At 66.4% G+C, this 24,921-nt stretch carries 26 protein-coding genes and 1 pseudogene; 17 read left to right on the top strand and 10 right to left on the bottom strand.

All coding sequences use genetic code 11. From position 1 onward, the window contains the following. Positions 1-40 precede the first annotated feature (40 nt). Positions 41-1,105 carry an LLM class flavin-dependent oxidoreductase gene (locus FDZ84_RS35565; RefSeq protein WP_168589407.1) on the top strand — a complete coding sequence of 355 codons (1,065 nt, stop codon included), beginning with the start codon at positions 41-43 and terminating at the stop codon, positions 1,103-1,105. Positions 1,106-1,352: 247 nt separating this feature from the next. Here the strand turns inward: FDZ84_RS35565 and FDZ84_RS35560 are convergent, their stop codons facing one another. The 3 genes from FDZ84_RS35560 to FDZ84_RS38340 all read right to left on the bottom strand — a co-directional run bounded on the left by FDZ84_RS35560 (position 1,353) and on the right by FDZ84_RS38340 (position 2,573). Continuing rightward, complete coding sequence (locus FDZ84_RS35560; protein WP_168589406.1) at positions 1,353-1,901, bottom strand: GNAT family N-acetyltransferase; 549 nt, start codon at positions 1,899-1,901, stop codon at positions 1,353-1,355. Between the two features lie 80 nt (positions 1,902-1,981). Then, positions 1,982-2,116, bottom strand: a complete 135-nt coding sequence (locus FDZ84_RS40300; RefSeq protein WP_256413622.1) for a hypothetical protein — start codon at positions 2,114-2,116, stop codon at positions 1,982-1,984. Positions 2,117-2,372: 256 nt separating this feature from the next. After that, positions 2,373-2,573 carry a hypothetical protein gene (locus FDZ84_RS38340; protein ID WP_210435111.1) on the bottom strand — a complete coding sequence of 67 codons (201 nt, stop codon included), beginning with the start codon at positions 2,571-2,573 and terminating at the stop codon, positions 2,373-2,375. Between the two features lie 592 nt (positions 2,574-3,165). Here FDZ84_RS38340 and FDZ84_RS35555 point away from each other — a divergent pair. The 5 genes and pseudogenes from FDZ84_RS35555 to FDZ84_RS35535 all read left to right on the top strand — a co-directional run bounded on the left by FDZ84_RS35555 (position 3,166) and on the right by FDZ84_RS35535 (position 5,374). After that, complete coding sequence (locus FDZ84_RS35555) at positions 3,166-3,540, top strand: transposase (protein WP_168589405.1); 375 nt, start codon at positions 3,166-3,168, stop codon at positions 3,538-3,540. Positions 3,541-3,599: 59 nt separating this feature from the next. After that, positions 3,600-3,866: pseudogene (locus FDZ84_RS41390) on the top strand (MazG nucleotide pyrophosphohydrolase domain-containing protein); the annotation flags it as partial. Between the two features lie 94 nt (positions 3,867-3,960). Then, positions 3,961-4,227 (top strand): hypothetical protein, encoded by a 267-nt coding sequence (locus tag FDZ84_RS39780; protein ID WP_168589404.1) that lies wholly within the window; start codon positions 3,961-3,963, stop codon positions 4,225-4,227. Between the two features lie 53 nt (positions 4,228-4,280). After that, the gene (locus FDZ84_RS35540) at positions 4,281-4,883 is read left to right on the top strand and encodes a hypothetical protein (RefSeq protein ID WP_168589403.1); all 603 of its coding nucleotides are present in this window, start codon (positions 4,281-4,283) and stop codon (positions 4,881-4,883) included. A gap of 254 nt (positions 4,884-5,137) precedes the next feature. Continuing rightward, a complete protein-coding gene (locus FDZ84_RS35535; RefSeq protein ID WP_246868662.1) occupies positions 5,138-5,374 on the top strand; it encodes an aldo/keto reductase in 237 nt (78 codons plus the stop codon). Between the two features lie 351 nt (positions 5,375-5,725). Here the strand turns inward: FDZ84_RS35535 and FDZ84_RS35530 are convergent, their stop codons facing one another. Further along, positions 5,726-6,502: a DUF4239 domain-containing protein gene (locus FDZ84_RS35530; protein WP_168589402.1), complete on the bottom strand. Its 777-nt coding sequence runs from the start codon at positions 6,500-6,502 to the stop codon at positions 5,726-5,728. A 420-nt stretch (positions 6,503-6,922) separates the two neighbouring features. Here FDZ84_RS35530 and FDZ84_RS35525 point away from each other — a divergent pair, with 420 nt between their 5' ends. Both FDZ84_RS35525 and FDZ84_RS35520 read left to right on the top strand, forming a co-directional pair. Beyond that, positions 6,923-8,227, top strand: a complete 1,305-nt coding sequence (locus tag FDZ84_RS35525) for a hypothetical protein (RefSeq protein ID WP_168589401.1) — start codon at positions 6,923-6,925, stop codon at positions 8,225-8,227. A gap of 62 nt (positions 8,228-8,289) precedes the next feature. Further along, positions 8,290-9,549 (top strand): nucleotide sugar dehydrogenase, encoded by a 1,260-nt coding sequence (locus FDZ84_RS35520; protein WP_168589400.1) that lies wholly within the window; start codon positions 8,290-8,292, stop codon positions 9,547-9,549. A gap of 115 nt (positions 9,550-9,664) precedes the next feature. Here FDZ84_RS35520 and FDZ84_RS35515 read toward each other — a convergent pair whose 3' ends face one another. The 6 genes from FDZ84_RS35515 to FDZ84_RS35490 all read right to left on the bottom strand — a co-directional run bounded on the left by FDZ84_RS35515 (position 9,665) and on the right by FDZ84_RS35490 (position 15,699). Next, on the bottom strand, positions 9,665-10,084 hold the full coding sequence (locus tag FDZ84_RS35515; RefSeq protein ID WP_168589399.1) for a hypothetical protein: 420 nt from the start codon (positions 10,082-10,084) through the stop codon (positions 9,665-9,667). After that, on the bottom strand, positions 10,081-11,031 hold the full coding sequence (locus tag FDZ84_RS35510) for a Gfo/Idh/MocA family protein (protein WP_168589398.1): 951 nt from the start codon (positions 11,029-11,031) through the stop codon (positions 10,081-10,083). The genes FDZ84_RS35515 and FDZ84_RS35510 overlap by 4 nt, the downstream gene beginning before the upstream one ends. A 304-nt stretch (positions 11,032-11,335) precedes the next feature. Further along, a complete protein-coding gene (locus FDZ84_RS35505; protein WP_168589397.1) occupies positions 11,336-12,463 on the bottom strand; it encodes an Ldh family oxidoreductase in 1,128 nt (375 codons plus the stop codon). Next, entirely contained in the window at positions 12,460-13,764 is a 1,305-nt protein-coding gene (locus tag FDZ84_RS35500) for a M20/M25/M40 family metallo-hydrolase (RefSeq protein WP_168590597.1), read from the bottom strand. The genes FDZ84_RS35505 and FDZ84_RS35500 overlap by 4 nt, the downstream gene beginning before the upstream one ends. After that, positions 13,764-14,675: a sugar phosphate isomerase/epimerase gene (locus FDZ84_RS35495; RefSeq protein WP_168589396.1), complete on the bottom strand. Its 912-nt coding sequence runs from the start codon at positions 14,673-14,675 to the stop codon at positions 13,764-13,766. The genes FDZ84_RS35500 and FDZ84_RS35495 overlap by 1 nt, the downstream gene beginning before the upstream one ends. Beyond that, positions 14,665-15,699, bottom strand: a complete 1,035-nt coding sequence (locus FDZ84_RS35490) for a Gfo/Idh/MocA family protein (protein WP_168589395.1) — start codon at positions 15,697-15,699, stop codon at positions 14,665-14,667. The genes FDZ84_RS35495 and FDZ84_RS35490 overlap by 11 nt, the downstream gene beginning before the upstream one ends. Positions 15,700-16,011: 312 nt before the next feature. Between FDZ84_RS35490 and FDZ84_RS35485 the strand changes: the two genes are divergently transcribed. The 9 genes from FDZ84_RS35485 to FDZ84_RS35445 all read left to right on the top strand — a co-directional run bounded on the left by FDZ84_RS35485 (position 16,012) and on the right by FDZ84_RS35445 (position 24,913). Then, positions 16,012-17,199 carry a DegT/DnrJ/EryC1/StrS aminotransferase family protein gene (locus tag FDZ84_RS35485; protein WP_168589394.1) on the top strand — a complete coding sequence of 396 codons (1,188 nt, stop codon included), beginning with the start codon at positions 16,012-16,014 and terminating at the stop codon, positions 17,197-17,199. After that, positions 17,199-18,335, top strand: coding sequence for a DegT/DnrJ/EryC1/StrS aminotransferase family protein (locus FDZ84_RS35480; RefSeq protein WP_210435325.1), 1,137 nt, complete (start codon positions 17,199-17,201; stop codon positions 18,333-18,335). Before FDZ84_RS35485 ends, FDZ84_RS35480 begins: the two co-directional genes overlap by 1 nt. After that, positions 18,332-19,138: a class I SAM-dependent methyltransferase gene (locus tag FDZ84_RS35475; protein ID WP_168589393.1), complete on the top strand. Its 807-nt coding sequence runs from the start codon at positions 18,332-18,334 to the stop codon at positions 19,136-19,138. The genes FDZ84_RS35480 and FDZ84_RS35475 overlap by 4 nt, the downstream gene beginning before the upstream one ends. Continuing rightward, entirely contained in the window at positions 19,135-20,835 is a 1,701-nt protein-coding gene (locus tag FDZ84_RS35470; protein ID WP_168589392.1) for a CoA transferase, read from the top strand. Before FDZ84_RS35475 ends, FDZ84_RS35470 begins: the two co-directional genes overlap by 4 nt. Continuing rightward, positions 20,832-22,475, top strand: a complete 1,644-nt coding sequence (locus FDZ84_RS35465; RefSeq protein WP_168589391.1) for a class I adenylate-forming enzyme family protein — start codon at positions 20,832-20,834, stop codon at positions 22,473-22,475. Before FDZ84_RS35470 ends, FDZ84_RS35465 begins: the two co-directional genes overlap by 4 nt. 4 nt (positions 22,476-22,479) lie before the next feature. Next, complete coding sequence (locus FDZ84_RS35460) at positions 22,480-22,920, top strand: carboxymuconolactone decarboxylase family protein (RefSeq protein WP_168589390.1); 441 nt, start codon at positions 22,480-22,482, stop codon at positions 22,918-22,920. A 28-nt stretch (positions 22,921-22,948) separates the two neighbouring features. Continuing rightward, complete coding sequence (locus FDZ84_RS35455; protein ID WP_371812737.1) at positions 22,949-23,254, top strand: hypothetical protein; 306 nt, start codon at positions 22,949-22,951, stop codon at positions 23,252-23,254. Positions 23,255-23,651: 397 nt separating this feature from the next. Beyond that, the gene (locus FDZ84_RS35450) at positions 23,652-24,179 is read left to right on the top strand and encodes an EF-hand domain-containing protein (RefSeq protein WP_168589389.1); all 528 of its coding nucleotides are present in this window, start codon (positions 23,652-23,654) and stop codon (positions 24,177-24,179) included. Positions 24,180-24,262: 83 nt separating this feature from the next. After that, a complete protein-coding gene (locus FDZ84_RS35445; protein WP_168589388.1) occupies positions 24,263-24,913 on the top strand; it encodes a class I SAM-dependent methyltransferase in 651 nt (216 codons plus the stop codon). Positions 24,914-24,921: the final 8 nt, after the last annotated feature.

The raw sequence follows: 24,921 nt of genomic DNA, 5'->3' as shown, positions 1-24,921 counted from the left end.
TTCGCACAACCGGCCACCGATCAGAACAGGGGACTCAGCCATGAGCCTCGAACTCCTCTGGTACATCCCGAACCAGGTCTATCCCGGCCATCGCGGCGACGACGTCGTCGACGAACACAACAGCCTGGCGACCCTCACCGGCCACGCCAAAGCCCTCGAAGAACACGGCTGGGGCGGCGCGCTCATCGGCGCCGGATGGGGCAGACCCGACACCTTCACGGTCGCCACCGCGCTGGCCGCGCAGACCACGACGTTCCAGCCGTTGATCGCGATCCGGCCCGGTTACTGGCGTCCGGCGAACTTCGCCGCCGCCGCCGCGACGCTGGACCACCTAACCCGCGGACGGGTGCTGGTGAACATCGTGTCGGGCAAGGACGACCTGGCGGCCTACGGCGACAGCGAAGGCGATCAGGCCTACCGTTACTCCCGTACCCGGGAGTTCCTCCAGATCGTGCGCAAGCTGTGGACCGAGGAGAACGTCACCTACCGCGGCGAGCACTTCAGCGTCACCGACTCCACAGTGCTGCCCCGACCGGTCGTCCGGGGCGGACGCCAGCACCCCCGGCTCTACTTCGGCGGGGCCTCTTCAGCCGCCGAGGAGGTGGCCGCTACCGAAGCGGATGTCCAGCTCTTCTGGGGCGAGCCGCTCGACGGAATCAGCGAGCGGATCGACCGGCTCAAGCGGCTCAGCGAGAAGCTGGGCCGCGAGCACGCTCCGCTGGAGTTCGGGTTGCGGGTCACGACATTGGTGCGGGACACGACCGAACAGGCGTGGGCCGACGCCGAGGCGAAGGTCGCGGAGATGGCGCAGGGCAAGGGAATCGGCCTCCTCGATCCGGACCGGCGGACCGCCGCGGGTCAGCAGCGGCTGCTTGACCTGGCCGCTCGGGGCGAGGTGCTCGACGACAACCTCTACACCACGCCCGGCAAGTTCGGCGGCGGAGGTGCGGGCACCACCTGGCTGGTCGGTTCTGCCGAAGACGTGGCCAAGTCGCTGCGGAAGTACCAGGGCCTGGGCATCACCCACTTCGTGCTCTCCGACACCCCCTACCTGCCGGAGATCAAGCGCCAGGGCGATCAGCTCCTACCGCTGCTGCGCGGATGACCAATACCCCGGATGCGACAGCGACGTCCACTTTGGACAACGCGCACCGCGCGGGCAACGGTGGCACCGCCGTGAGCGGCACGGGCCACGAGGTGGAGATGCGCGACACGCACGACGTGGACGCCTACGCCCCTGGCGCGACAGCTGAAGCGCCCCCCCGCGTCCACGATTCGGATGCAGGGGGCGCTTTCTGCTGTTTCAGGGCGCTGCGCTCGGCGGTAGCTGGTTCCGGGCATCGAGCTGATCCCTACCTGAGTTCCTTGATCAGGACGTCGAAGATCGGCGAACCAGGTAGCGGGTTCCGCTTTTGCGCGACCTTCTGCCAACCCCACTTGGCGTAGGCGTGCTGAGCGGGACCGGCTGCAGGCTGCACCGTGAGGGTTGCTCGTTCTTCGGGCCGGTTTTCCAAGAGAAGATCGTGGAGCCGGGTAGCCACGCCTGCACCTCTCCACGGACGGCGAACGAGCAGCTCGATCAGCACAAAGGTTCGCCCGGGCGGCTCGTCGGCCATGCCAGGCTCAATCTCGGTTGTGAGGTCGGCCCACCACGGGGCGTTCGGTGGCATGGTCAGGCCAAACGAGAAACCAGCCATCCGCCCAACGGAGTCGCGGGCGATTACGAGCCCGGCCCCCTCTCGCTGATGTTGGATCGCGAAGCGGTCCTTGAACAGGCGGACGTGCTCGTCCCCGTACTGGTAAGGAGGTTCTGAGAACACCTCCCGGTAGACCTCACCCAACTCGTCACCGAGCTGGCCTGCTTCTTCGACAGGAACACGACGGAACTCGACTTCACTCACGCCAGCTCGTGCTTTCTTCCTGGGAAGGCTTTGTGCACGTGGTCCGCTACGTTATTGATTCGTAGGGCAATTGTGTGATGTCAGGCGGCGTAGCGGACGTCGGGTTTGCCGAAGTAGGAGCGAACTCGGCCAGGCGGCTTGTGGAGCCGGTGGAGGAAGGAGCGGACCGCTTGTTTCAACTCGTCGCGGGTTTTCGGTGCTGTGCCGGTGGACATGGTCCGCTTGAGGTCGGCACTCCTGGATCTCGTCGGGGTTGAGCTCGGGGCTGTATCCGGGCAGGAAGTGCATCTCGATCGCCGCAGCGTGATCGGTCCAGCCACTTGCGGACGGTGTTGCGGCGGTGGACAGGATGACCGTCGGCGATCACCTGGACCGTACGGTCCAGGTGACGGGTCAGACGGTCCAGAAACGGCACGAACACGCCGGCGTTGAACGACCCGGTGTAGACGGTGAAGTACAGCTCGCCCCTTGTTACCGATCGCGCACATGGCGTTCACGCTGAGCCGTTTCCCCGGTCTTGCCCACCACCGGTGTCCGGGCGGCCGGTGCCCAGGTTCGGCCCACTGCGGCATCCGAGCGGATCCCGGTCTGGTCCAGCCACACGATCACCGCGCCCTCGCGGCAAGCGCGAGCGACGATGGCCGGATAGTCCTCCTCCCCCCATCGGCGCACGGCCTCGGGGTCCCGCTCGTAGGCCCTGCGGATCGGTCTCTACAGCGACACACCCCAACAGCGCAGAGAGTCGCCGACGGTGCGCAAACTCAACACGACGCCGTGGCGCACCCGGATCAACTCGGCCACCGCCTTGCGGGTTCACACCACCCCAGCCGAACGCGGCGGAGCACGACCGGCCCGAAAGGGGACTGCATCCGCGAGGACACCCGCATGCGCTGCCGGCACACCCTCACCACCCGCCTGTGGTCACCCGAGGAGGGCGCAATTTCGCGAGAAATTGACCGTCACCCGGGTGAACGTCAATTTCTCGCGAAATTGGCACCACCCTTCGCCCCACCGAAGGAGAACCACCGATGTCCTGGGCCCAGCTAGGCACGTGCGTCCTGTTCACCCTGCTGATCTTCGCCATATTCTCCACCCAGCTACCCGCAAGAGCCCTCGCGTTCTCGATCCGGCCAGCACGCCGGAGGCGGCGGCGAAGCCGCCTACACGGTCTGGCACCTCATAGCCGACATCGAAGCCGAATGAGGTTCCCCCGGGGTAGTGGACACCACGTTGGCAGGATTGGTTCCTGCTGGAAGGATGTCTCATGCCTCCTCGTAAGCGTCGGTCGTTCACGGCCGAGTACAAGGTCGAGGCTGCGCATCGTGTGATCGATTCCGGCCGCACGACCGCTGAAGGGGCTCGTGAGTTGGGTCTCAACGACGGGTTGCTGAGTAACTGGGTCAAGGATGAGCGGCGCAGGATCGCCGCGGCCGAGGCTCACGGCGAAAAGCCTTTGGAGGCTGCGGAACGCGCCGAGTTGCTACGGTTGCGTAGACAGGTCGCCGAGCTGGAGAAGGACAACGCGTTCCGGCGCTTCTGTGCGGTGACCGGACCTACTTGTCGATCATGTGAAGCGCTCCGGCTGGGCTGGTCTAGAAACCCACATCGGGCCGTAGATGACCAGCTGGCCCTGCTGTAGTGGCCGGTAGCCGTCCCGCTACAGTGCCTCATCCCATCGAGCAAGGGAGGACAATCAGGATGGATACGTTGCCAGTGGGCGCGACACTCGCAGACCTCCAGTGCTACGTAGCGAAGATGGAGGATGAGCGTGGGTTCTCCGACAGCACTGTGCTGGAGCAGTCCCTCAAGCTCGGCGAAGAGGTCGGCGAGCTGTTCAAGGCCATCCGCAAAACGGAAAACCTCCCAATTGACCGCAACTCGATCACCGGGAGCGTCGACGAAGAATTGGCGGACATCCTGATCTACGTGTGTGCGATCGCCAACCGACGGAACATCGACCTCGACGAGGCGCTACGGGAACAAGGAACTCTGCAACGAAACGCGGGTCTGGGTATAAAGGAGCGCGTCGGCGTCGGAAGTCTCGGGCACGATCACGTTCATGTCTGCCGTAGAGGACGTAGACAAGGCGCTGAGCTTCGTGCTGGGCAAGCTCGCCGAAGCGACAGAACAGCTCAGCACGGCGCAGGCTGCGCTGGAGGAGAGCGGCACCGGTCTCTCGGTGCTCGACGTCACCAACGACGATGAGGCGCAACAAGCCCTTGTGTACCAACAGGGACGGCGTGGAGATCGAGGGTTATGTAACCCCGGATGGACAGATCCAAACCGGCTACCCGGTGCGTGGCAAGGGCGTCGTTCAGAACGATGAGTTCGGCAACCCGCACCCGGTACCCTGAAGCGAGTGAGGGAGACAGAACGACAATGGATGCTGCCAAGCTGAATGAGGCGGTGCGCGAGCTACTGGAGCAGCTCGCCGATCGCCTCCCGCAGCGTCGGTTGGCTTCGTACCGCGCTCTGGGCGAAGCCGGTGAGTCGGCGTCGTTGGTCAACGAAATCTGCAAGATGCTGGTCAATCGCCACACCGAAGTGACACCGGCAGAGAAGGAGACGCTGACCCACCTGCTTGATGTGGTCCCCACCGACACCGGCGACTACGCCTACATCCGCAACCGTGGCCAGACGCTAGCCGCGATCCAGGTCGCCGATCAGCCGCGGGTCGTCACCCATGACGACCTGCGCAAACTCAGCGCGGATTCGCATGCCCTTCTGGAACGGCTGGCCGATCGCCTCCCGCCTGACCGGTTGGAGGAGTACCGCACGCTGAGCCGCGTTGGTGAATGGGGAATGTTGGTCAACCTGTTGTCTGCGAGCCTAGTCACCCGACAGATCCCAGTGAATCCTCCCGAACGGGATGCACTGGCCGCTCTGCTGAACTGGTTCCGCCTGGCCACGGTTGGCGACCTCGAATACATCCGCGACCGTGAGAACACGCTTGCCTCGCTGAACGTCGCCGACCAGCCTTGAGCGGTTTGACAGCAACCAGCATCGAGCCCGTTCGGCGTTCTCCCACGTCGTTATCCTCCGCAGCAGAACCCCCGGCGCGACCCCTGCGCCGGGGGTTCTCGCTGATCGGGGCGTCCATGTTTGTGATCTTGTGGGTAGCAGCCGGGTAGCAGGAACGCAGGGGCAAAGTCCTTAGCAGCACAAATAGATACCTTCGAACGGTGAGCGGCCGGTGGGTTCGGCGCAGGTTGTAGTGCCGTACCGGCGTGGTTCTCGTGCGGGCTCGTCGCCCTGGTGCTGAGGGACAAGTACCTCGAGGGCATTCCGAGTCCCTGGCGCAGCTGGCGCTGCAGTGGGTGCTGCGGCAGCCGCAGGTGACCTCGGCGCTGATCGGGGCAAGCTCGGTGCGGCAGCTGGACCACAACGTCAAGGCGCTCGAATTCCCGCCGCTGACGGACAAAGAGCTGGCCCTGATCGACGAGAACACAACTCATCGGAATCAAGACCGGTAAGAACCGGCACCACCACTCACGACCGCACGGGCGCTGGTCGTGAGTGGCTGTTCCGGTAAGAACCGGCATCAGCACTCACGACCCGACGGGCGCTGGCATTCTCGTGGGAAGATCGCCGAAAATGGCGATTAGATGGGCTCTTCTGCCGCTTCCGTGGGTGTCGGGTTCGGCATGGGTGGACAAGCAGCAAAGGGTCTCGTCATGGATCTTGAGGGCACCGGCCGCTGTGTGAACGCCGTGGGGTAGCTACATCGCCACGCCGTTGCCGAGTGGGCTGCCGGATTAGACCGCCGCCGGGTTCACGGCCAACTGCGTGTGGCGGATGAACGGTCCGCGAACCTGACGGGTGCGTCAGGCCCCTGTGCTTGTGTGGGTGGCGAACGTGTCCAGTGCCGCTTTGAAGGCGTCGGGGGCGACGCCGAACGGTCCGTGCAGCGGGTGCAGCAGCTCGATCGAGATGAAGATGGTGAAGCCGATGGTCAATGTCAGCAGTACCATCGTCACGACGTTGGCCGGCCGCATGCTAAGCCCGGTGATCAGCGGGAATGCGATCATCAGCACGCCGCCGAGAATGCTGGCCATTAGCAGCATGATGTTGAAATTCTGGTCATCGGTGGCCACGTCGACCCGCTGGCGATGCCCTTCGTCGATCTGCCGGACGTTCTGCATCGACTGTTCCCGCGCCGTCTTGAGCGTCTCGGTGTCCGCAGGGAGCGCGAGCACCTCGGCACGTAGCGAGTTCAGCAACCGGTCGGTCTCGGGGTCGGTCTCGCCCCGGTCCAGTGCGGACCATTCGTGGTCGGCGACCCGCGCTGCGTACTGGGCGGTCAGGGCCTGGATGGTGGTTGCGTGTGGCTCGGGCGCCCTGCTGACCTGCCAGTGCGTGTCGATGAGCGCGTTCGCCTCTTGGTCTGAGGCCTTGCTGATGTCGTCGCCGTTCTGCCAGGCGAACACGATGTAGAACGCCAGTACAACGGTGAACAAGGCGTTCAGCACGCCGCCGGCGAACGATTGCGAGTCCGAGTCCGCCTCACCGGAGGCTGCGGTCTTGCGGCGGGCGTTGAGCACGGTGAACCCGACGACGAACAGGGGCAACAGCACCAAAGCCAGCAGGGTGAGGAGAAGCACGGAACTTCCGTTCTTGGTTGCCTGACAGGACAAGAATGGGAGCGGATGTGGAGCGGAACCACTCGACCTTCGAAAAACACTACCTGCTGCGGATTGACGTGAAACCCGTCTTGTGACTAGTGCCGGTAACTTCACACGATAGGGTGATCTTGAACGGTCGTCGGGAACGGATACTGCGCATCCGCAACCGCTTCTTGGCGCCGTGTGGTCTCGGGTAATGCCTGAACATGTGGCCGTTGAGTCCATGATGGACATTCGGAAATGCCCTACAGGCACCCGCCTCGCCCCTGCTACGGTCCAGTCGGGTTGATGTGAAAACCCAGGCGGACGTCGTCGCCGGGTTGGATTCGGCCAGCAGGTGTGGGAACTTCTCCCGAGCAAACGCACGAAGGGCGGTGAGATGCTGTGCGGAAACGGCGTGTGTCAAGGCCATCCTGGTTGCTCGTGTTCGCGCTGGTGTTGCTGGCGCCGCTGCTCTGCTCCGCGTACTTCCCCGGGGCCGCGCGGGTCGAGCCGGATGACCCCGGCGCGGGGTCCACGACGATCACAGGCGTCTCGCCTCCCGGTGCTCCGTCGGTGGCCAAGCTGGAAATCCCGCGTGGAAAGCGGGTTGTCGATGCGGAACTCCAGTGGACCGGACTGCAGTCGACCGGCAAGCCGAAGGACTGTCTGCTTCCCGGCATCGGGGAGCTGGAGCCGGTCGTGCCGGCGCTTCCGATCGGTTCGGAGCAGGTGGTGGCCGAACGCATTACCGGGGGTCCGCATGGCGACATCGCACACGCGAACGTGACCGAACGTCTGCCCGGCATGCTCGCTGCCGATGGGAGCACGATCGCTTTCGACGGCTCGTGGCAGGGGCCCGGGGCTTCCTGCGGCGTCGGTTGGACGCTGCACGTCATGTGGACCACCGGGAAGCCTGCCATCGATATCCGCACAGAGGCGACTCCAGCGGAAGGCCTCCCTGGTGACCGGCTAAGCCAGACCGCCGTGATCACCAACACTGGTGATATGCCATTGGTCGGCGTGGTGGCCGATCTCGATTCCGGACCGTGCCCCATCCCGATCGGCCGGCTCGATCCCGGAAAGCAGCGCGCGGTTTCCTGTCCGGGTAAAACGCCCTTACACGGCCAGGTGGCCGCGGAGGCGCGCGGCTGGAGCCTCGGGGGCTGGCCGGTTCATGCGGAGGCGATCGGGCCGGTTCAGCTGCTTCCCCCGCCGCAAGCGGCGGTGTCGCTGGACATCGGGCAGATAGAGCGCATCCCGGGCACGGATGCGGCCGAGGTTCCGGTCACTGTGCAGAACATATCTTCATCGGTACCACTGGTCGACGTCGTGGTGACCGGGCGGCCGGCTTCTTGCCGGCGCGAGGTCGAACGCCTGGAGCCGGGGGAGATTTTTTCCTACCGCTGCCGGGCGAGCCTCGGGGAGTCGGTCGACCTCACGGTTGTCGGGAGACCGTTGATCGGGGGTGAGGTGGCGGAATCCGCACATCTGGTGCGAGCCACCACGCATGCGGTGGTGCCCGCCGCACCGCCCGTCACGCCCCCTGGCGCCGCGCCTGCTTCGCCACTCGATGAGTCTCCAGCGCCGCGCTACGAGCAAACCGAACCCAGTGTCATGCGGGAATCGCCCGAGAAGGTAGCGGGTTTCATCGCAATCCTCGGTGTGCTGGTGATGATGGTCAGCGTCGGTGCGCTGTCCTCGGCGACCCGTGCCGGCAAGTGACCTCGCGCGGGAGCTTCGCATCGGTTCGGCTTGTTGAACAGACGAGTAGCTAGGAGTCGCGCATGTCCGCAGAACTGGTCGTCGTTGGGCTCGGTTACGTCGGGTTGCCGCTGGCAGCCCGGGCGTGTGAAGCCGGTTTAGCAGTCATCGGCCTGGACATCAACAGCGAAGTGGTGGCCGAGATCAACGCGGGTCGCTCGCACGTCCGGGACGTCTCCAACGATGTGATCGCCGGCATGGCAGCGAACGGATTCACCGCGACCACCGACCCTTCGGTGCTCGGCGACGCCGACACCATCGTGCTCTGCGTGCCCACGGGGCTGTCGGACACCGGTGAGCCGGACCTGATGGCGGTGCGGACGGCGGCCCAAACGGTTTCCGGGCACCTGCGCCCCGGCACCCTCGTGGTGCTGGAATCCACCTCATATCCGGGCACCACCGAGGAGGTGGTGCTTCCGATCCTGGAACGGGGCAGCGGGCTGCGCGCCGGTGGCGATTTCCACTTGGCCTACTCGCCGGAGCGAATCGACCCGGGCAACGCGGCGTTCGGTGTACAGAACACGCCAAAGATCATCAGTGGTGTTACTCCGCTTTGCGCCAAGTACGCCGTCGCGTTCTACGGCCGATTCGTCGACACCCTCGTGGTGTCCCGCGGCACGCGGGAGGCCGAGATGGCCAAGATCCTGGAGAACACCTACCGCTACGTGAACATCGCGCTGGTGAACGAGGTCGCGCTGTTCTGCGACCAGATGGGCATTGACGTCTGGGATGTCCTGCATTGCGCAGCGACGAAACCGTTCGGTTTCGCCGCGTTCCATCCCGGGCCGGGGGTCGGGGGCCATTGCATCCCGGTCGACCCGCTGTACCTCCAAAGCAAGGCGCACAGCGTGGGATTTTCGTTCAACGTGCTCGCCGCCGCGCGCGAGGTGAACCAGCGCATCCCGGAGCACGTGGTGACCCGGGTGGTGAAGCTCCTCGAGGAGCAGGGGCAGCCGGTTTCCGGTGCGCGGGTGGTGCTGCTGGGCGTGACCTACAAACGGGATGTGGCCGATACGCGCGAGTCGCCGGCGTTCCCGGTTGCGCGCGGCCTGCTGGCTCGAGGCGCTGATGTCCGCTTCCACGATCCCAACGTGCAGTCGTTCGCGGTGGACGGGGCGGCACTGGTCAAAGTGGACCAGCTGGCCGATGCGCTGCAGACCGCGGACATCGCGATCCTGATGCAGGACCACTCCTGCTATGACCCGGTAGAGCTCGCCGCCTCAAGGTGCGCGCTGCTGGACACCCGGGGACGGAGCACGGGCGCGAACGTGACCCTGCTGTGACGGCCTGTTCGTGAACTCGTTTTGCACCCCCTGACATCGTCGGCGAGATCACCGGACGAAGCGGCCGGTGCTCATCCCGTGGGGGTGGCACCGGCCGCGTTTCGCCGCTGGTGGTTTACTTCGCGGGTAGCAGTGCGGGGGCGAATGCGACCGGCATTTCCGGCTCGAGCCGCAGGTCCGCACCGGTCACCGGTGTCTCGGCTTGGATCAGAATGTTGTAGTGGTTCGGAAAGTGGCAAGCGTCGAAGCCCAGCACGGTCCCGAGCAGCGTTCCCCCGATCCATAACTCGTCGCCGCGGTCGATCACGCCGGCGCACCCGATCTCGGCGAACCCCAGGAAGCCGACGCGGTCGATGCGGGCGCCGGGCGAGGTGTCCTCGTGGTCGGTGGTCACCAGCTCGTGGACCTCGCCTCGCCGGACACAGCGGCTCGCGTGCGGTTCGAGGGACATGCCCCGTTGTTCCCGGCGGTGCAGCAGCACTTTCACCAGCGTGCCGCTGACGGCTCGTTTCGCGCCGTCCTCTTCGAAATTCACCTTGCCTGCCCTTCCGGCGCGAGGACGCCGGCTCGTTCGATTCGATAGCTCTGTGCGACGAGGTCGAGTGCCGGTAGGCCGCCGTCCTCTCGCGGGGCACCGGAGATGGTCGCGGCGAAGTCGCCGAGGATTCCGGCGTATTCGTGCCACAGCGAGGATTTGAAGCCAGGGTGACCGGCCAGCATGTCCGCCTGGAACCGCGTTCCGCGCGAGAGCAGGACGTCGACGTCTTTGATCTCCCCGGAATACGACCAGTCGAGTTCGACGGTGGCCGGGATGCCGGTGGCCGAGCGCAGTTCGATCACGGCTCGGCGGTCCGTTCCGCGCCGGTCGCGTCGCACGCTCGCGGCCGCGACCGTGACATCGCCGACGAACATGCGAACCAGGTCGAAGGCGTTGGGCCCGTTGTCGGCCACGCATCCGCCGCCGCACCGCAGCGGGTCCAGGTACCAGTTGTCGGCACCTATGTGGTCTTCGATGAGTTCGTTGTACCGGACGGTCAGCTTCTCGATGGGGCCGCCCCGGCGGACCTGGTCCGCCAGGCGCAACACGTTTTCGTTGTACCGGCGGTGGAAGGCGGTGAACAGCGGTGTTCCGGTGGCGTCGGCCAGCGCCGCTAGCTCACGGCCGTCGTCGAGCGACACCGCCAACGGCTTTTCCACGCAGACCGGGAGACCCGCGCGCAGGGCGTCCCGGCACACCGCCGCGTGGACGTCGTTGGGCGCGGTGACCACCACGGCGTCCAGGGCTACCTCCTGGAACATCGTGCGGTGGTCGCCGAAGCACGGCGTGCCGGATCGGTGCGGTGCCAGCGCTTCGGAACGGATGTCGCACACCGCCGCCAACGTCCAACCGGGATCGCGGTGGATCGCGTCCAGGTAGTACTTCGAGATCGTGCCCAGGCCGACGATGGCCACCTGTCGCGCGTTCTCGGCTGTCGGGGTCACCTGATCTCCAATCTGCGGATGCCCCGTCCTTCAGGGTGGGGAGGAGCAGATCTCGCGTGTCGGTCGCGTAGCGACCGCTGATAGTCTTGATTTCGGTAGGTGAGACCTACCACCCCCACGCAAGTGGGAACACCCGAGCAAGTAGGTGGGTACCGCTGGTCGAGCGGGAACCCGGACCATCCCGGTCCGAACGCCTGAGTGAGATCGTGTGAGACCGAACCGCCACGGTGGGGACGCTGCGGTCGTTGAAGCAGGAAACTCAGTCCGCGAGGACTGAATCTCCTTCCTTCAGGGAGGAGAGAAGTCAATGGTGCTCACCCGCCGGTTCGGTGCCGGGCAGCCCGAGTTCGAGCAGTTCGCGGTGGACGTGTGCGGGGATCGGGACTCCGCAACGGTGGCGTTCGAGGGCTCGTTCGGCCTCCCACCAGCCGGGATACCGGACAAGGTCGCCCGGGGCCGCCGGCGGGCAGTCGGCCAGGGTGGTGAACATCGTGTGCGCGTCGGCGCCGAAGGCGCCATCTGGGCGAAGCAGATCCGGCGCGATCGCCAGGACGAAGAAGCCGATTCCGTCATCGCGTCCGTGCGGGCCGCCGTCGCCCTGCAGGGCCGCCGGCGCGGGGCCGAGGTCGGCGCCGGGTAGCAACGCGGCCAGCAACTCGACGACGAGACCCAGTCCGTAACCCTTGTAGGCGCCGGTTTCCGGGGATCCACCAAGCCAACCCAGGTGCGCCGTGCCGCGGTCGAAGACAGCGGGATCGGTGACCGGGTTCCCGGCGTCGTCGGTGAGCCAACCCGGTGGAATGGTCTCGCCGCGGCTCGCGGCGATGCGCACCTTGCCGGTGGGAACCACCGTGGTGCTCATGTCCAGTACGAATGGGTGGTCCGGCAAGGCTGGGGCAGCGACGGCGAGCGGATTGGTCCCGAGCATCGTCAGCGCGCCGAGCGGGGGCCGGGCGATGCGTTGGCCTCCGCAGTTGCTCGCGACGATGCCGACCATGCCCCGCTCGGCGGCACGTGTCGCGTGATAGCCCGCACAGCCGAAGTGCGTCGCGTCGCGGACGGACACCAGGCCGATCCCGTGTCTTCCGGCGCGTTCGACGGCGGTGTCCATCGCTTCGGCGGCCGACCACAGGCCGAGTGCGCGCCGCGAGTCGACGACGGCGCAGGCACCGGTGTCCGTGACGATCTCCGGCTCCGCGGCCGGGTCGACGCGGCCGGAGTCGAACAGCGGCAGGTAGAGGCGGGACAGGTTGAACACGCCGTGCGAGTCGAATCCCGTCAGATCGCCGTGGCACAGCGCGGAAGCGGCAGTGCGTGCGCGGTGCGGCGGCATCCCGCGTTCGGTGAACAGTTGGCTGACCCAGGCGTGCAGCTCTTCGTAGCGCACCTGGACGGTGCCCGCGGCGGCCCGCGTTCGCTGTTGCAGCGTCATCGAATCTTCCCTTCCTGGAACTGGCGGCGGTGCTGATCGGCGAAGCCGGTGAGCAGCGAGGACACGATGGACGCAAATCTCCCGAGTTCGTCCAGTTCGGCGAATTCCCCTTCGGCGTGGGCGTTGTTCCCGTCGAGGGTTCCGGGACCCAGCACTGCGGTGTAGGTGTCGGGGACGCCGTGCATCCAGATCGCGTCGCAGGTGAAGGCCGGGGTGCTGTCCGGCCAGCGAGCCGCGCCGGCGTTGGTGAGGAGCTCTTCGGCCCACGCCGCGGAGTTGTGCAGGCACGGCAAGCCGCGCTTGAGCCAGTCCACGCGGGTGATGGACGAGGCGTCGGCCGCGGTGCGGGTGAATTCTCGGGTGCCGGCGAAGGTCGCGGTGAACTGCTCGACTCCGCTGTTGACCGCTGCGAGCAGTTCGGCCTCCGCCGCGGCACCCTCGGAAGCGTTCGAGTAGGAGAGGTTGATCAGCAGTTTTCCGCTGCCGTAGACCCGGTTGTGCAGGTCACCGGTGTGGATTCCGGCGACGCAGAGCCGGCCCGGGCGGTGCCGCGGATCGAGTTCACGGGCGATGTGCTGGGCGAGGAAACCGAGGAGCACGGTGGCGTTGTGCCCGGTGTCGGGCCGGTCGTCGATGGCGCCGTGGCCGTCCACCTGCACGCACGCCGTCATCGAGGCCGTCGCACGGGGCAGGTACTGCAGGCCCGTCGGTTCGCAGAAGATGTTGAGCCGGCCGAAAAAACCGGACTCCACGAGCGGGCGGGTCCCGAAAGTGCCCATCGCGCCGCCTTCTTCGCCCGACACGGCCTGCACGAGGACTCCGACGTCGCGCCCGAGTGCGGGGTTGGTCCGGGTGGCGTCGCGGATGCCCGCGAGCAGGGCCACCGCCGGCCCTTTCGCGTCGATGGCGCCGCGTCCGGTGAAGCGTCCGTCGTGGAAGGCCACCGGTTCGACGCCGGCGACCGTGTCCAGGTGGACGTTGAACAGCACGGTGGCCTCGCGCGGGAGTTCGGGGCCGAGGCGGAGCACCAGGCTCGGTTGTTGTGCGAGGAATTGCGGGTCTGCTGCGGCGTCGCGCACGGTGCGCGGTACGTCGGCACGCGCCAAGACGTCAGGCGCCGGGCTTTCGTGGCGCACCGTCTGGAATCCGAGGGCGGCGGCAGCCTGGGCGTAGCTGCGCTGCGCTTGCCACAGCTGCGGTGGTGGGTCGGTTGCGGACGCTTCCAACGGCCCGACGGTGGGGGTCGCCAGCAGGTGCAGGAGTAGGTCCCGATCGTCGCGGCCGAAGATCTCGCGCTGCATCACGATGTGACGTGCCCGGTCTTGGCGGAACGATCCGGCTCGTCGAGCGCGGCGGGCGTTCCCGCTTCGTTCAGCAGCGTTTCCAGGCACCGGCCGGCCTGCACGAACGGCTCCGCGTCGGAACCGGCCGCCTGGACGCCTTCATGCGGCCGGTTGAGCAGGTGCGGTTCGATCGACAAGGCTCCCGGGTAGCCGGACGCGATCAGCAGTCGCAGGCTTTCGGCGACGCGGCACTGCCCTTCGCCGGGCAGGACGTATGCGGCGTCGCCCGGCGCGCCGATCGCGTCCTTGATGTGCACGTGCGCGACGTGCGGCAGGATTCGCCGGAGTAAGTCGTGGGAGTCGTAGCCGTACTCGACGCCGTTGCCCGTGTCGAAGAGCAACCGCAGCGAGGCACCGCCGGCCTCGCGGACCAGTTCCAGCATCCGGTCGGCGTTGCTGCCTGCCCATCCCGCGCAGTTCTCGTGCACCAGCGTGACGCCGTGCTCTGCGGCGCGTTCGGCCAGCCGGGTGACGCGGGCCAGCGCGCGATCACGCCACTCGGTGTCGGGAAGGCCGTCGTTGGGGTAGGACATGATGCGGATCAACCGGGTGCCCAGTTGGTGGCAACGTTCCGCCAGGACGTCGAGTTCGTGTATGTCGTCGGCGAACGGCGAGGTGATGGTCCGGGACCAGTTGCCGATTCGGGAGGCGAGGCACACCACGTCGAGGTCCGCGGCGCGGACGGTGCGCAGCACGCTGGAGAACTGCTTCGCGTCCAGGTCCGCCAGCGCGATCCCGTCTGCTGTGCGCAGTTCGATCGCCGACCAGCCGAGACGTTTGACGGCGGTGATCTGGTCGGTCAGCGCGGCGGCCGCTTCGTCTCCGATACCGGCAAGCGGGTTCGGCACGGGAGGTTGTTCAGCACGCATCGTGGAGAATCCTGCCTTTCGGCGTGGACGTGACGACCTGCTCGGCCGCCAGGCAGTGCTGCTTCGCTGCCGCAAGCAGCCCGACGACGTCGCAGTGCAGGTCGAACGTCCCGTGGTCGCTGCGCTCGGATCCTTGGAAATGGCGGTAGGCGCGCACCATGAAGCTGGTCAGTGCGTCATCGCGGAAGACCTCCCGGCCCGGGGATTCGCCGCGGATCATTAGCTGTGCGTGGTCGTCGCTGTCGCTGATGGGGTAGTGGCCGATCGCCTGGCCGCGGTCGAATTCCAAGGTGATCTGGCGTTGCTTTACCGGTGCGGTCAGGTCGGAGAAGATCTCGGTGACGACGCCGTTCTGGTGCTGCAGGACCAGCCGTGCGCTGCCCATCCGGGGGAGCACGGCGTTCGGTCCGTGCATGTCGGTCAACTTCGCGTGCCGGACCGTTGCCGGCCCGGCCAGGTGCAGCACTACGCCGAGGGAATGCGGTACCTCGACGTCGAATGCCGTCGGGTGCCCGTCGGTCCCGGTGGAGCGGGTGAACCGGGGTTTGTGTTGCGCCACCGTGATTGATCGGAGTTCACCGAGCCGTTGCTGCCGGATCAATGACACGAGCCGGCGGGTGAGCTCGGAGTCCAGCCAATGCGTCACCACCGCCGGGTCGAGCCCGTGCCGGCCGCGCAGCGCGCTGATCTCACCGAGCTCATCGACACCGGTGGCGAGGGGTTTCTCGATGATGAACCGCTGGAAGCCGAGTTCGGCGAGGCCGGCGAGCGCTTCGGCCCGATTCTTCGGCGGCGTGCAGAGGTGTACCACGGTGCCATCCGGGTCCAGTCGCTGCGCGGCCGCGCGTGCGGAGTCGACAGTGGTCACGCCGGGAGTGGCCGGGCGCTTGTCCGGGTCGGGGTCGCAGGCGACGACGGGACCGGGCCGGAAGAGTTCGCTCGCGGCGGCTCGCGCTTTTGCGAGAACCGGTAAATGCAGGCCGGCGCCTGCCCGGCCAAGGCCGACCACGAATGGTTGCAGCATCGTACTCCGTAGCCCTTGCGGGTTGATTTTGGGGGGACCGGATAAGTGGTTCCATGCCGATCGGAACAACTCGGATCGGCGGAAGTCCGGTCGGAGCGAAGCTACTGTCCTCAAAGGTCTGGTGGAAGTGGCAACGAAACATGGAGATTCATCTCTCACCGGAAAGAGTGAAAAATTCTAGCGAGGAGGCTGACGGCTTTCGGTTCGGGTTGCGAGTCGGCTAGGTTCATGATCGCAAACCCGATCGAGTGTCCTAACAGGAGTGTGGTCGTATTGTCCTGCGGGACGGATCCCGTCAGCGATGAAGGATTAATGACATCGCCGAATGAAACAGCCGCCGCCGACGTTTCTGTTCCGTTCTTCTCGCAAGCCCGAACGTTCGACCGGCTTTGGTCGTCCATCAGCGCCCGCGTCGAGGAGGTCTTCGACAACGGGAAGTTCTCCCACGGGCGCCAGGTCGGCGAATTGGAGCGCCGGCTCGCCGACTACACCGGTGCGCGTTTCGCGGTAGGGGTCAACAGCGGCACCGACGCGCTGATTCTGTTGCTGCGCGCGGCTGGGTTGCGTCCCGGGGACGAAGTGGTGGTGCCGGCGTATTCGTTCGTCTCCACCGCGACGTCGGTCGTGCTCGCCGGCGGGCGGCCGGTGTTCGCCGACATCGATCCCGTCACCTACGCGCTGGATGCGGCCGAGGTCGACCGGGTCGCGGGGCCGCGCACCCGCTTCGTGATGCCGGCGCACTTGTTCTGCCAGATGGCCGATATGCCCGCGTTGCGCGAAGTCGTCGACCGCCGAGGGCTGACCCTGCTGGAGGACAGCGCCGAGAGCATCGGGATGCGGCAGGCCGGGATCCACGCGGGCCTGCACGGTGCCGGTGGTGTGCTTTCGTTCTTCCCCAGCAAGACGTTGGGTGCGCTGGGTGACGCCGGTGCGGTGCTCACGAACGATCCGCAGATCGCTGAGCTGGTCTCCGGGCTGCGGCACCACGGCCGATTCGGCCGGACCCTCGACAACTTCCCGGGCATTTCCACCGAAACCGGTCTGGTGGGCACCAACAGCAAGATGGACGACATCCAGGCGGCCGTGCTGCTGGCCAAGATGACGAGCCTGGATGCCGACATCGCCCGCCGAGCGGAACTGGCCGAAGCCTACCGGGAAAGGCTCCGCGGGGTACCCGGCGTGTTCCGGCTTCCGCAGGTGGTCGACCGGGGACCGGGGTCGGCGGCGGTCTTCTACGCTTACCTGATCGAGGTCGAACATCGCGACGAGCTGGTCGACCACCTGGCCCGGTGCGGGATCGGCACCGAGACGTACTACCCGACGCCACTGCACCTGCAGCCCTGCTTTGCCGGGCACGGGCACCGGCGAGGGGACTTCCCGACCTCGGAAGCCGCCAGCGAGCGGGCCGTGGCGCTACCGCTGTACCCCGATCTCGAAGACGGGCAACTCGACCGGGTCTGCTCCGCCGTTCGCGAGTTCTGCTTCCGGAGGTGCGCCTGATGCGTTCGGAACTCCCGTTCTTTCCAACGGACCTGTTCGCCGACGACCGGAAGGTAATGCTCGAGCTGCTCCGGGAGATCGGCACCGGGCGCGAGCAGAAGTTCATCCTCGGTGAGCGCACCGCCGATTTCGAGGAGCTGCTGCGGGAATCGCTCGGCGCAGCCGATGTCGTCGCCTGCGGTAGTGGCACCAGCGCTCTCGGCTTGGTGCTGCGCGCGATGGACATCGGGTCCGGGGACGAGGTGGTGGTGCCGGCCTTCGGTTGTGCGCCATTGGCGTCGTCGGTGCTCGAGGTGGGGGCGAAGCCGGTCTTCGCCGACATCGCCCCGCACACCATGGTCGTCGATCCGGACGACGTCGAGCGGCGGATCACCGACCGGACCAAGGCGATCATGCCGGCGCACATGTTCTCGATCATGGCGGACATGCCGCGCTTCGTGGAGCTGGCGGCGAAGTACGGGCTGCGGCTTCTCGAGGACTCCGCGGTAGCCCAGGGGGCGGTGCTGGACGGCACGCCCGCCGGGCTTTGGGGTGAGGCCGGCGTCTTTTCTTTCGTGCAGGTGAAGTCCTTCGGCATGCCCGGCGAGGGGGGTGCTGTCGTCACTCGCGACCCAGAGTTGGGGCGCAGGGTGCGGATGCTGCGCAACCACGGGCAGAACCGGCGGCGGTTCGTCTACGAAATCGTCGGTACGAACAGCCGGTTCGACGAGATCCAGGCGGCCTTCCAGACGTACCGGTTCGCGGGACTCCCGGCGCGCCTGGAACGTCGGGCCGCCATCGCCGACTACTACACCGAACGCTTCTCCGGGCTGGACGGTCGCGGTGTCGTGCCCCCGCCGTCGGGTAGGGAAGGACGTTGCTACTACGTCTATTGCGTTCAAGCCGAGGAACGCGATGAGTTGCGCGACCACCTGGCGGAGCGGGGCATCGGCTCGCACGTCTACTACCCGCAGCCGCTTCCGCTGCAGGCCGGATTCGCGCCGCACGCCGCCGCGGGCGGGCGGTGGCCGAACGCCGAATACGCGAGCCGGCGGATCCTGGCACTCCCGATCTACCCGCACCTCAGTGACTCCGAGGTGACGTACATCGCCGACGCGGTCTGCGATTTTGCCGACGAGGAAGGTGTATCGCGTTGACGACGGTCGCATCCGACACGCACGACTACGTGTTCAGTGACAATAGCCGCCGAGGTGAGCAGTACCGCTGTTTGACCGCTGCGTATGACCCGATGACCACCGAACGCCTTGCCGCCACTGGGGTTTCGGACGGCTGGCACTGCCTGGAGCTGGGGGCCGGCAATGGCTCGGTCGCGAGATGGCTCGCCGATCGCGTCGCGCCCACCGGAAGCGTCCTGGCCACCGACGTCGAGCAGGGCCGCATCGATGATCACCCAAACCTGACTGCGGCCGTGCACGACGCCAGGATCGAACCGTTGCCGGAAAACCGGTTCGATCTGATCGTGGCCAGGCTGGTTCTCCAACACCTCCCCGAACGCGACGCGATCATGGCGAAACTCGTCCGGGCGCTGAAACCGGGCGGCTGGTTGCAGATCGAAGAGTTCGACACCGCATACGAACCGCTGCTGCTGGCACCTGATGAACGCGCCGCGCAGGTCTACCAGAAGTTCCTGACTGCCAAGACGAGGTTGATGCGCTCGCGTGGCGGCGATCCCGAGTGGGGAAGGCGGGTCGCCGCGGCGATGCGCGCGGCGGGTCTGGTGGAAATCGACCCGCAGCCGTACATCCAGTTGCGGCACGCGCAGTCGGCGGCTCTGCAGCTGCAGCTGAACCACACGTACCAGCTGCGGGACGGGCTGGTCTCGGTGGGGATGACAGACGAGGAGCTGGCGGAGGTGCGCGCGATGATGCGCGAACCGTCGTTCCAGGCATCGTCCAGCGTCATGTACTCGGTGCAGGGGCGAAAGGAACTGCAGTCGTGACGACGTCGGCTCCGGTTCGGAAGGCGGCCGCAAAGGTCGCCGCCCGGGTGGCGGAGGCGCAGCTGAGCGCCTTGCCGGCGGACTGCGCGGCAGCGCAGGTCGATGCCGATATCGATTGGTCCGGCCCGGTCGGTATACCGCTGCCGGACGAGTCTGCGGTGCAGGCGGCGTGCGGGATCATGCACGTGCACGGGCGGGCCGCCGGTCGGCCGGCCAGGCTTGGCGTGGACTACGCCTCGACGGTGGCCGGGGTACTTGCGGCGCAGGGAGTCCTGGCGGGATCCATCGCACGCGAGCGGGGCGTCCGGCTGAGCGCGGTCCGCACGTCCGTCGCGCAGGCCGCGTTGCTGGCGGTACAGCAGTATCTCGCGGCGGCGACCAGCGACGACGACTGGGTGGAGAGTTGGGAGGCTGGTGGCCGTCCACCGTTCCGGTCGCGGGACGGGATCCGGTTCGAAATTGAAACGTTGTATGCCGAGGGCTGGCAGCTGTTCTGGCGTGCGCTCGGTGCCGAGCCCGCAGCGATCGGCGAGGGCTGGTGGCCCTTCCAGCAGCGTTTCGCCACGGCATCGGCCAATCTGCCGTCGGAACTGCACAAGACGATGGCGGGCTTGGACTACGACGTCATTTCGGCCGCAGCCCTATCCGCCGGTATCCACGCGCTGCCGTTGCGGGAATATCCTGCGCATCCGGTCGACGTTGCCGCGTGCAGCCTGCGCATTCTCCCGGGTATGGGGGAGGTCCGGCCGGCGACATCCCTTGCGAGACCACTCGAGGGGATCGTCGTGGTGGAGTCGACACGGCGGGTCCAGGGCCCGGTAGCGGGGCATGTTCTGCGGATGCTGGGGGCCGAGGTCATCCGCATCGAGCCGCCGGGTGGCGATCCGATGCGGGGAATCCCACCGATGGCGGGCGATTGCTCCGCGCGCTTCCGCGCCCTGAACGAGGGCAAACGGGTTGTCGAGCTGGACTTCAAGACCGATTCCGGTCGGCGCGCAGTTTACGAGCTCGTCGCGGAGGCTGACGTGTTCGTGCACAACTGGGCGCCCGGCAAGGCCGAGCAGCTGGGTCTGGACGCGGCGGATCTCGCCCGCTGCAGACCGGGACTCACCTATGCGTGGGCATCGGGCTGGGAACCGCTGCCCTGGCTCGATAAACCGGTGGGCACCGATTTCCTGGTGCAGGCGCATAGCGGTCTCGGCGCCGCTGCCTACCCCGAGGACGAGCTGAGCGCCCCGTCGTTGATGACACTCACGGACATTCTCGGCGGGCTGGTGTGTGCGCAGGGAGTGCTGGCTTCGTTGCTCAGGCGGGTTCGCACCGGTAACGGGTCGAGGGTGGACTCTTCGTTGTACTCATCGGCCGGCGTGGTGCCGCGGCCTCGCCACCGTCAGGTGTGGACGGAGCTCGATCGTCCCCTGGCGACCGGTGACGGATACCTCGTGCTGCCGCGGGGAATAGCTCCCAGCAGCGTTGCGGGGCCACTTGGACTCAGGTCTTCCGGCACCGCCGCCGAGATCGCTACCAGGCTGCGGGAGCAACCGACGGCGACATCGATCTCGCTGTTGGCCGAGGCAGACGTGGTGGCGACACAGGTGTGCACCGAGCTGCGGGACCTGGCCGCCGATCCGAGATTCGACTTGGCACTGGGACGCGACGAGCACGTATTTCCTCTGACACCTTGGGAGTTCGAATGAACGACCACTGGATTTCTCTGGCGGACACCGAAATCCGGGACTGCGTGCCTGCGGAACTGCGGAGCCAGTGGGTGCGCCAAGGCGACTGCCCGGGTAAGGACATCTACACGCTCTTCACCGAGCATGTTCGCGCACACCCGGATCGCGAAGCGGTCATCGACGCGCAACGGTCGCTCGACTACGCAGCGCTGGACCGTGAGGTGCGCCGGATCGCGGCAGCGCTGACCGATGCCGGGCTTGGCGCGCGGGACATCATCGGAATCCGCATGCCCAACGGGTGGCGGATGGCCGTAGCGGAACTCGCGGTCGCCGCCATCGGCGCGGTGGCGCTGCCGTACCTGGCGGGCCGCGGTAGCAGGGATACGATCAGTTTGCTCGGCCGGTCGCGTGCCAGCGCCGGTATCTTCGGCGCCGCGCCGGACGCGGACGTCGCCCGCGAGCTGCCGCATATTCGCGCGGTATTCACCTTCGGTGCGGGCGAGAACGGAACACGCTCGCTGGACGACGTGTGCCCGTCGAACGATTGGTCCCCGCGGCCGGTCGATCCGGAGGCCCCCGTCCGGATTCTCGTCACCTCTGGTACCTTGGCGGAGCCGAAGATGATCGCCTATTCGCACAACGCCATGGCCGGCGGGCGAGCGAATTATGTGCGGGCCCTGCACGGCGGAAATGGGCCGGCGCGCGGCCTCATCCTCATGTCGATGGCCTCGTCCTACGGTTCGTGCGCGACCTTCGTCGCCATCGCGGCTTTGGGCTGGACGCTGGTGCTCGCTGAGCGGTTCGATTCGGCGCAGGTCCTGCGGATGGTCACCAAGTACCGTCCGACCCATCTGTTCGGGGTACCGACGATGCTGCGGCGGCTATCGGAACATCCCAGCGCACCGGACGAAGACACGTCGAGCCTGCGCGCCGTCGTGTCGAGTGCTGCTCCGCTCTCCGATGTCACCGCGGCGCAATGCCGTCGGCGGCTTGGCTGCGAGGTCATCACCATCTACGGATCATCGGACGGGGTGAACTGTCACACCGCGAGAACCGGCACCAGCCGGGAAAAAGGTACCGGAACTCCGGATGAGTCGGTCGCATCGATCCGCATCGTGGACCGCCAGGGGCAGCCTGTTCCGGTGGGCGAGTCCGGCGAAATCTGGGCTCGTGGCCCGATGACTCCGCTATGCTATGTGGCGGCCCCTGAGCTCGATGCCCGTCATCGCGCCCCGGGCGGTTGGGTACGCAGCGGAGACCTGGGGTTGCTCGACGAGCACGGGCGGTTGCACGTCCTCGGGAGGATCGAGCAGGTCGTCTCGAGGGGTGGCTACAAGATCAGCCCGGCTGAGGTCGAGCGTGAGATCAGCGCACATCCGGCGGTCGTCGATGTGGCTTGCGTTCCGGTACCAGATGACGATCTCGGCGAACGAATGTGCGCGTGCATCAGTCAAGCAGCGGGAACTCCCGAGCTGTCTCTCGCCGAGATCACCGGGTTCCTAGAGCAGGAGCGCGGCCTTGAACGGCGGAAACTACCGGAGTTCCTGGTTCGGTTGCCGGAACTTCCGTTGGCCCCGACCGGGAAGGTATGCCGCCGTACTACCACGGCAATCGCCGTCGAACGCAGTACTGCCCAGATTTGTGACCCGGTTGGGAGCTGAAACCATGAGCCAGCGAGTCAATCTCATCCAGGAATCGCCGGAGAACTTCGGTGCCCTGAACACGCTCAGCCGGGACGCGGAGGAACGCGCGCGGGAATCCGGTGTGGACGCGAAATTGCTCGAGCTCGTCCGCATCCGTGCCTCGCAGCTCAACGGGTGCCAGTTCTGCATCGCGATGCACACGCGGTCCGCGCGAGAGGCGGGCGAGTCCGAACATCGTTTGCAGGAGCTGGAGAACTGGCCGGACTCGAGCCTGTTCACCGAAAGGGAGCAGGCGGCGCTGCGGTTGACCGAGTCCGTGACGCTGCTCAACGACCGAAAGGTGCCAGACGAGGACTACCGGCCGGCGGAGAAGCACTTCGACGAACCGCAGTTGGCGAGTCTGCTATGGACGATCGCGTTGATCAACGCCTACAACCGGCTGTCCATAGCGACCTCCTCGTAGCGAAGCGAGATGTGAGAAAGGAACCCGCATGTCTAGGACGGGTATGGCTCTGCTAAGTTTTTTCGGTGCGCTCGCCGCGATGGGAGCTACCGCAGTTCCCGCCTTGGCAGCCACCGGACAGGTCACGGTTTTCGAATCCGAAGTGCAGCCGCTGACCACATACGAGAACCCGGACGGCTGCTACAAACTGCCGCTCGCGGCGCACGTCTTGAACAACCAGACCGATAAGCCGGTGCGCATCTACGGAGATCCGTTCTGCCTGGGGCCGAGCCTGACTGTCGGGCCGGGACAGGGCGCCCACGTTGCTCCGGGCAGTGGGAGCTTCTCCGTCTGAAACGTGGCGTCGGTGCTCGCTGCGCGTTCGGTACTGCCGCAATCGACCGCGGTATTCCGATGGCTCAAATCTAAGAGCCTGGCGGCGAATGCCGTCCGCGCCTTTGGAAGCGGCGTAGCCGCTTGCATCCACCTTGTCAAGACGACCATCGGCGGGTTCTGAGAGGTTTTCTGGCGAGGACGGCCCCTCCGCCGCGTATTGGACATACATCAGGAGGGGCACCCGCAGTCCAGGGAACCTCTCAGGTTCCGCTAAGCGACCACCCACCCAGACCATCCACCAACAGGCTCTAAGAAATAAACAATCTTACGCGGACGATCAGCGAACGTCTGTGTGAGGCGACGCGCGCTTCGCGCGCCGCTTTTTCCAGGTAATAACGAAATGGAGTGATTGAGAGATGACCACTACCGTCGCCACCGAGCGGCTGCAGAAGCGTTTTGCCAAGTGGGACCACGACGGCAGCGGCCGTTTGGAGCGGGCGGACTTCGAGCAGGAGGCAGCCCAGATCGCTCAGGCTTTCGGTAAGAGCGTGGACTCGGCGGACGTGCAGCCGATCAAGAACGCCTTGATCGGTCTGTTCGAATACGTCGACCAGGAGGCCGGGAGCAACGGCCGGGTCACCGAGGAGCAGTTCATTGGCGTCACGGAGAAGCTCATCTTCGAGAAGGGTGAGGCCGAGTTCAACCGTGCGCTGACGCCGGTGGTACAGGGCATCGTTGCGTTGTGCGACAAGAACGGCGATGGGAAGATCAACGGCGCGGAGTTCGCCACTTGGCTCACCGCCCTGGGGATGGACGAGAGCCAGGCCGCGGCGGCGTTCCAGGGGGTCGACAAGGACGGCAATGGTGAGCTGTCCACGGACGAGCTCCTGGCGGCCGTCCGCGACTACCACTTCGGCCTGTCCGACGTCGAGCTGTTGGGCTGACCTTCACCGCGGATGCTGATTCCGTGCGGCCGGTGCCGTTCTGGTCACCGGCCGCGCGGACATCCGAACTGAGGAGATAATCCTTGTATAACACCACTTCTATTGTCACGGCAGGTGACGTAACGGAAGAGTGGCGGCAGCGGGCCCAGCGGGAGGGCCTGGCCCGCGTGATGCGTGCTTCCCAGCCGGCGGAGTACAACGCCGACACGACGGAGCGGACTCGGCAGGTGGTGGCGGGGCAACTGCGGACCGCGGCACGAGAACTCGCCCGTCCGCTGTCCGCCGCGCTGGAGATCGGATGCGGGATCGGCCGCCTGACACCGACTCTGGCCGCAGAGGCAGACCGTGTTACGGCGCTGGACATGACTCCCGGAATGCTGGACGTAGCAAAGGAATCCTGCTCCGAGCTGTCCAATGTGGAGTTTGAGCTGGGTCGTGCCGAAGACTTGCCCTGGCATGGGCGGAAGTTCGATGTCGCCGTGTCGGTTTGGGTGCTGATGCACGTACTCGACGAGGCGGCACTGGCCGAGATCTGCCGGTCGATCTCGCACTCCAGCCGTTACTTCGTGCTCGTGGAGTACGCGCAGGCAGCGATCCCGGTCAGCGAGTGGTCCCGGCTGCGGTCGGTGGACGACTACCTCGCGCTGATGCCGGGCGCACAGCTCGTTGAGACGCAGGAGCTGGATTACGGCGGGGACCGTTCCACGGCGGCACTGATCCGGTTTCCCGGCTGAAGCGGGTA

The sequence above is a fragment of the Saccharopolyspora sp. ASAGF58 genome (assembly GCF_012277335.1).
In the GTDB taxonomy this organism is placed as follows: Bacteria; Actinomycetota; Actinomycetes; order Mycobacteriales; family Pseudonocardiaceae; genus Saccharopolyspora; species Saccharopolyspora hattusasensis.
This window is presented reverse-complemented; position numbering and strand designations above follow the sequence as displayed.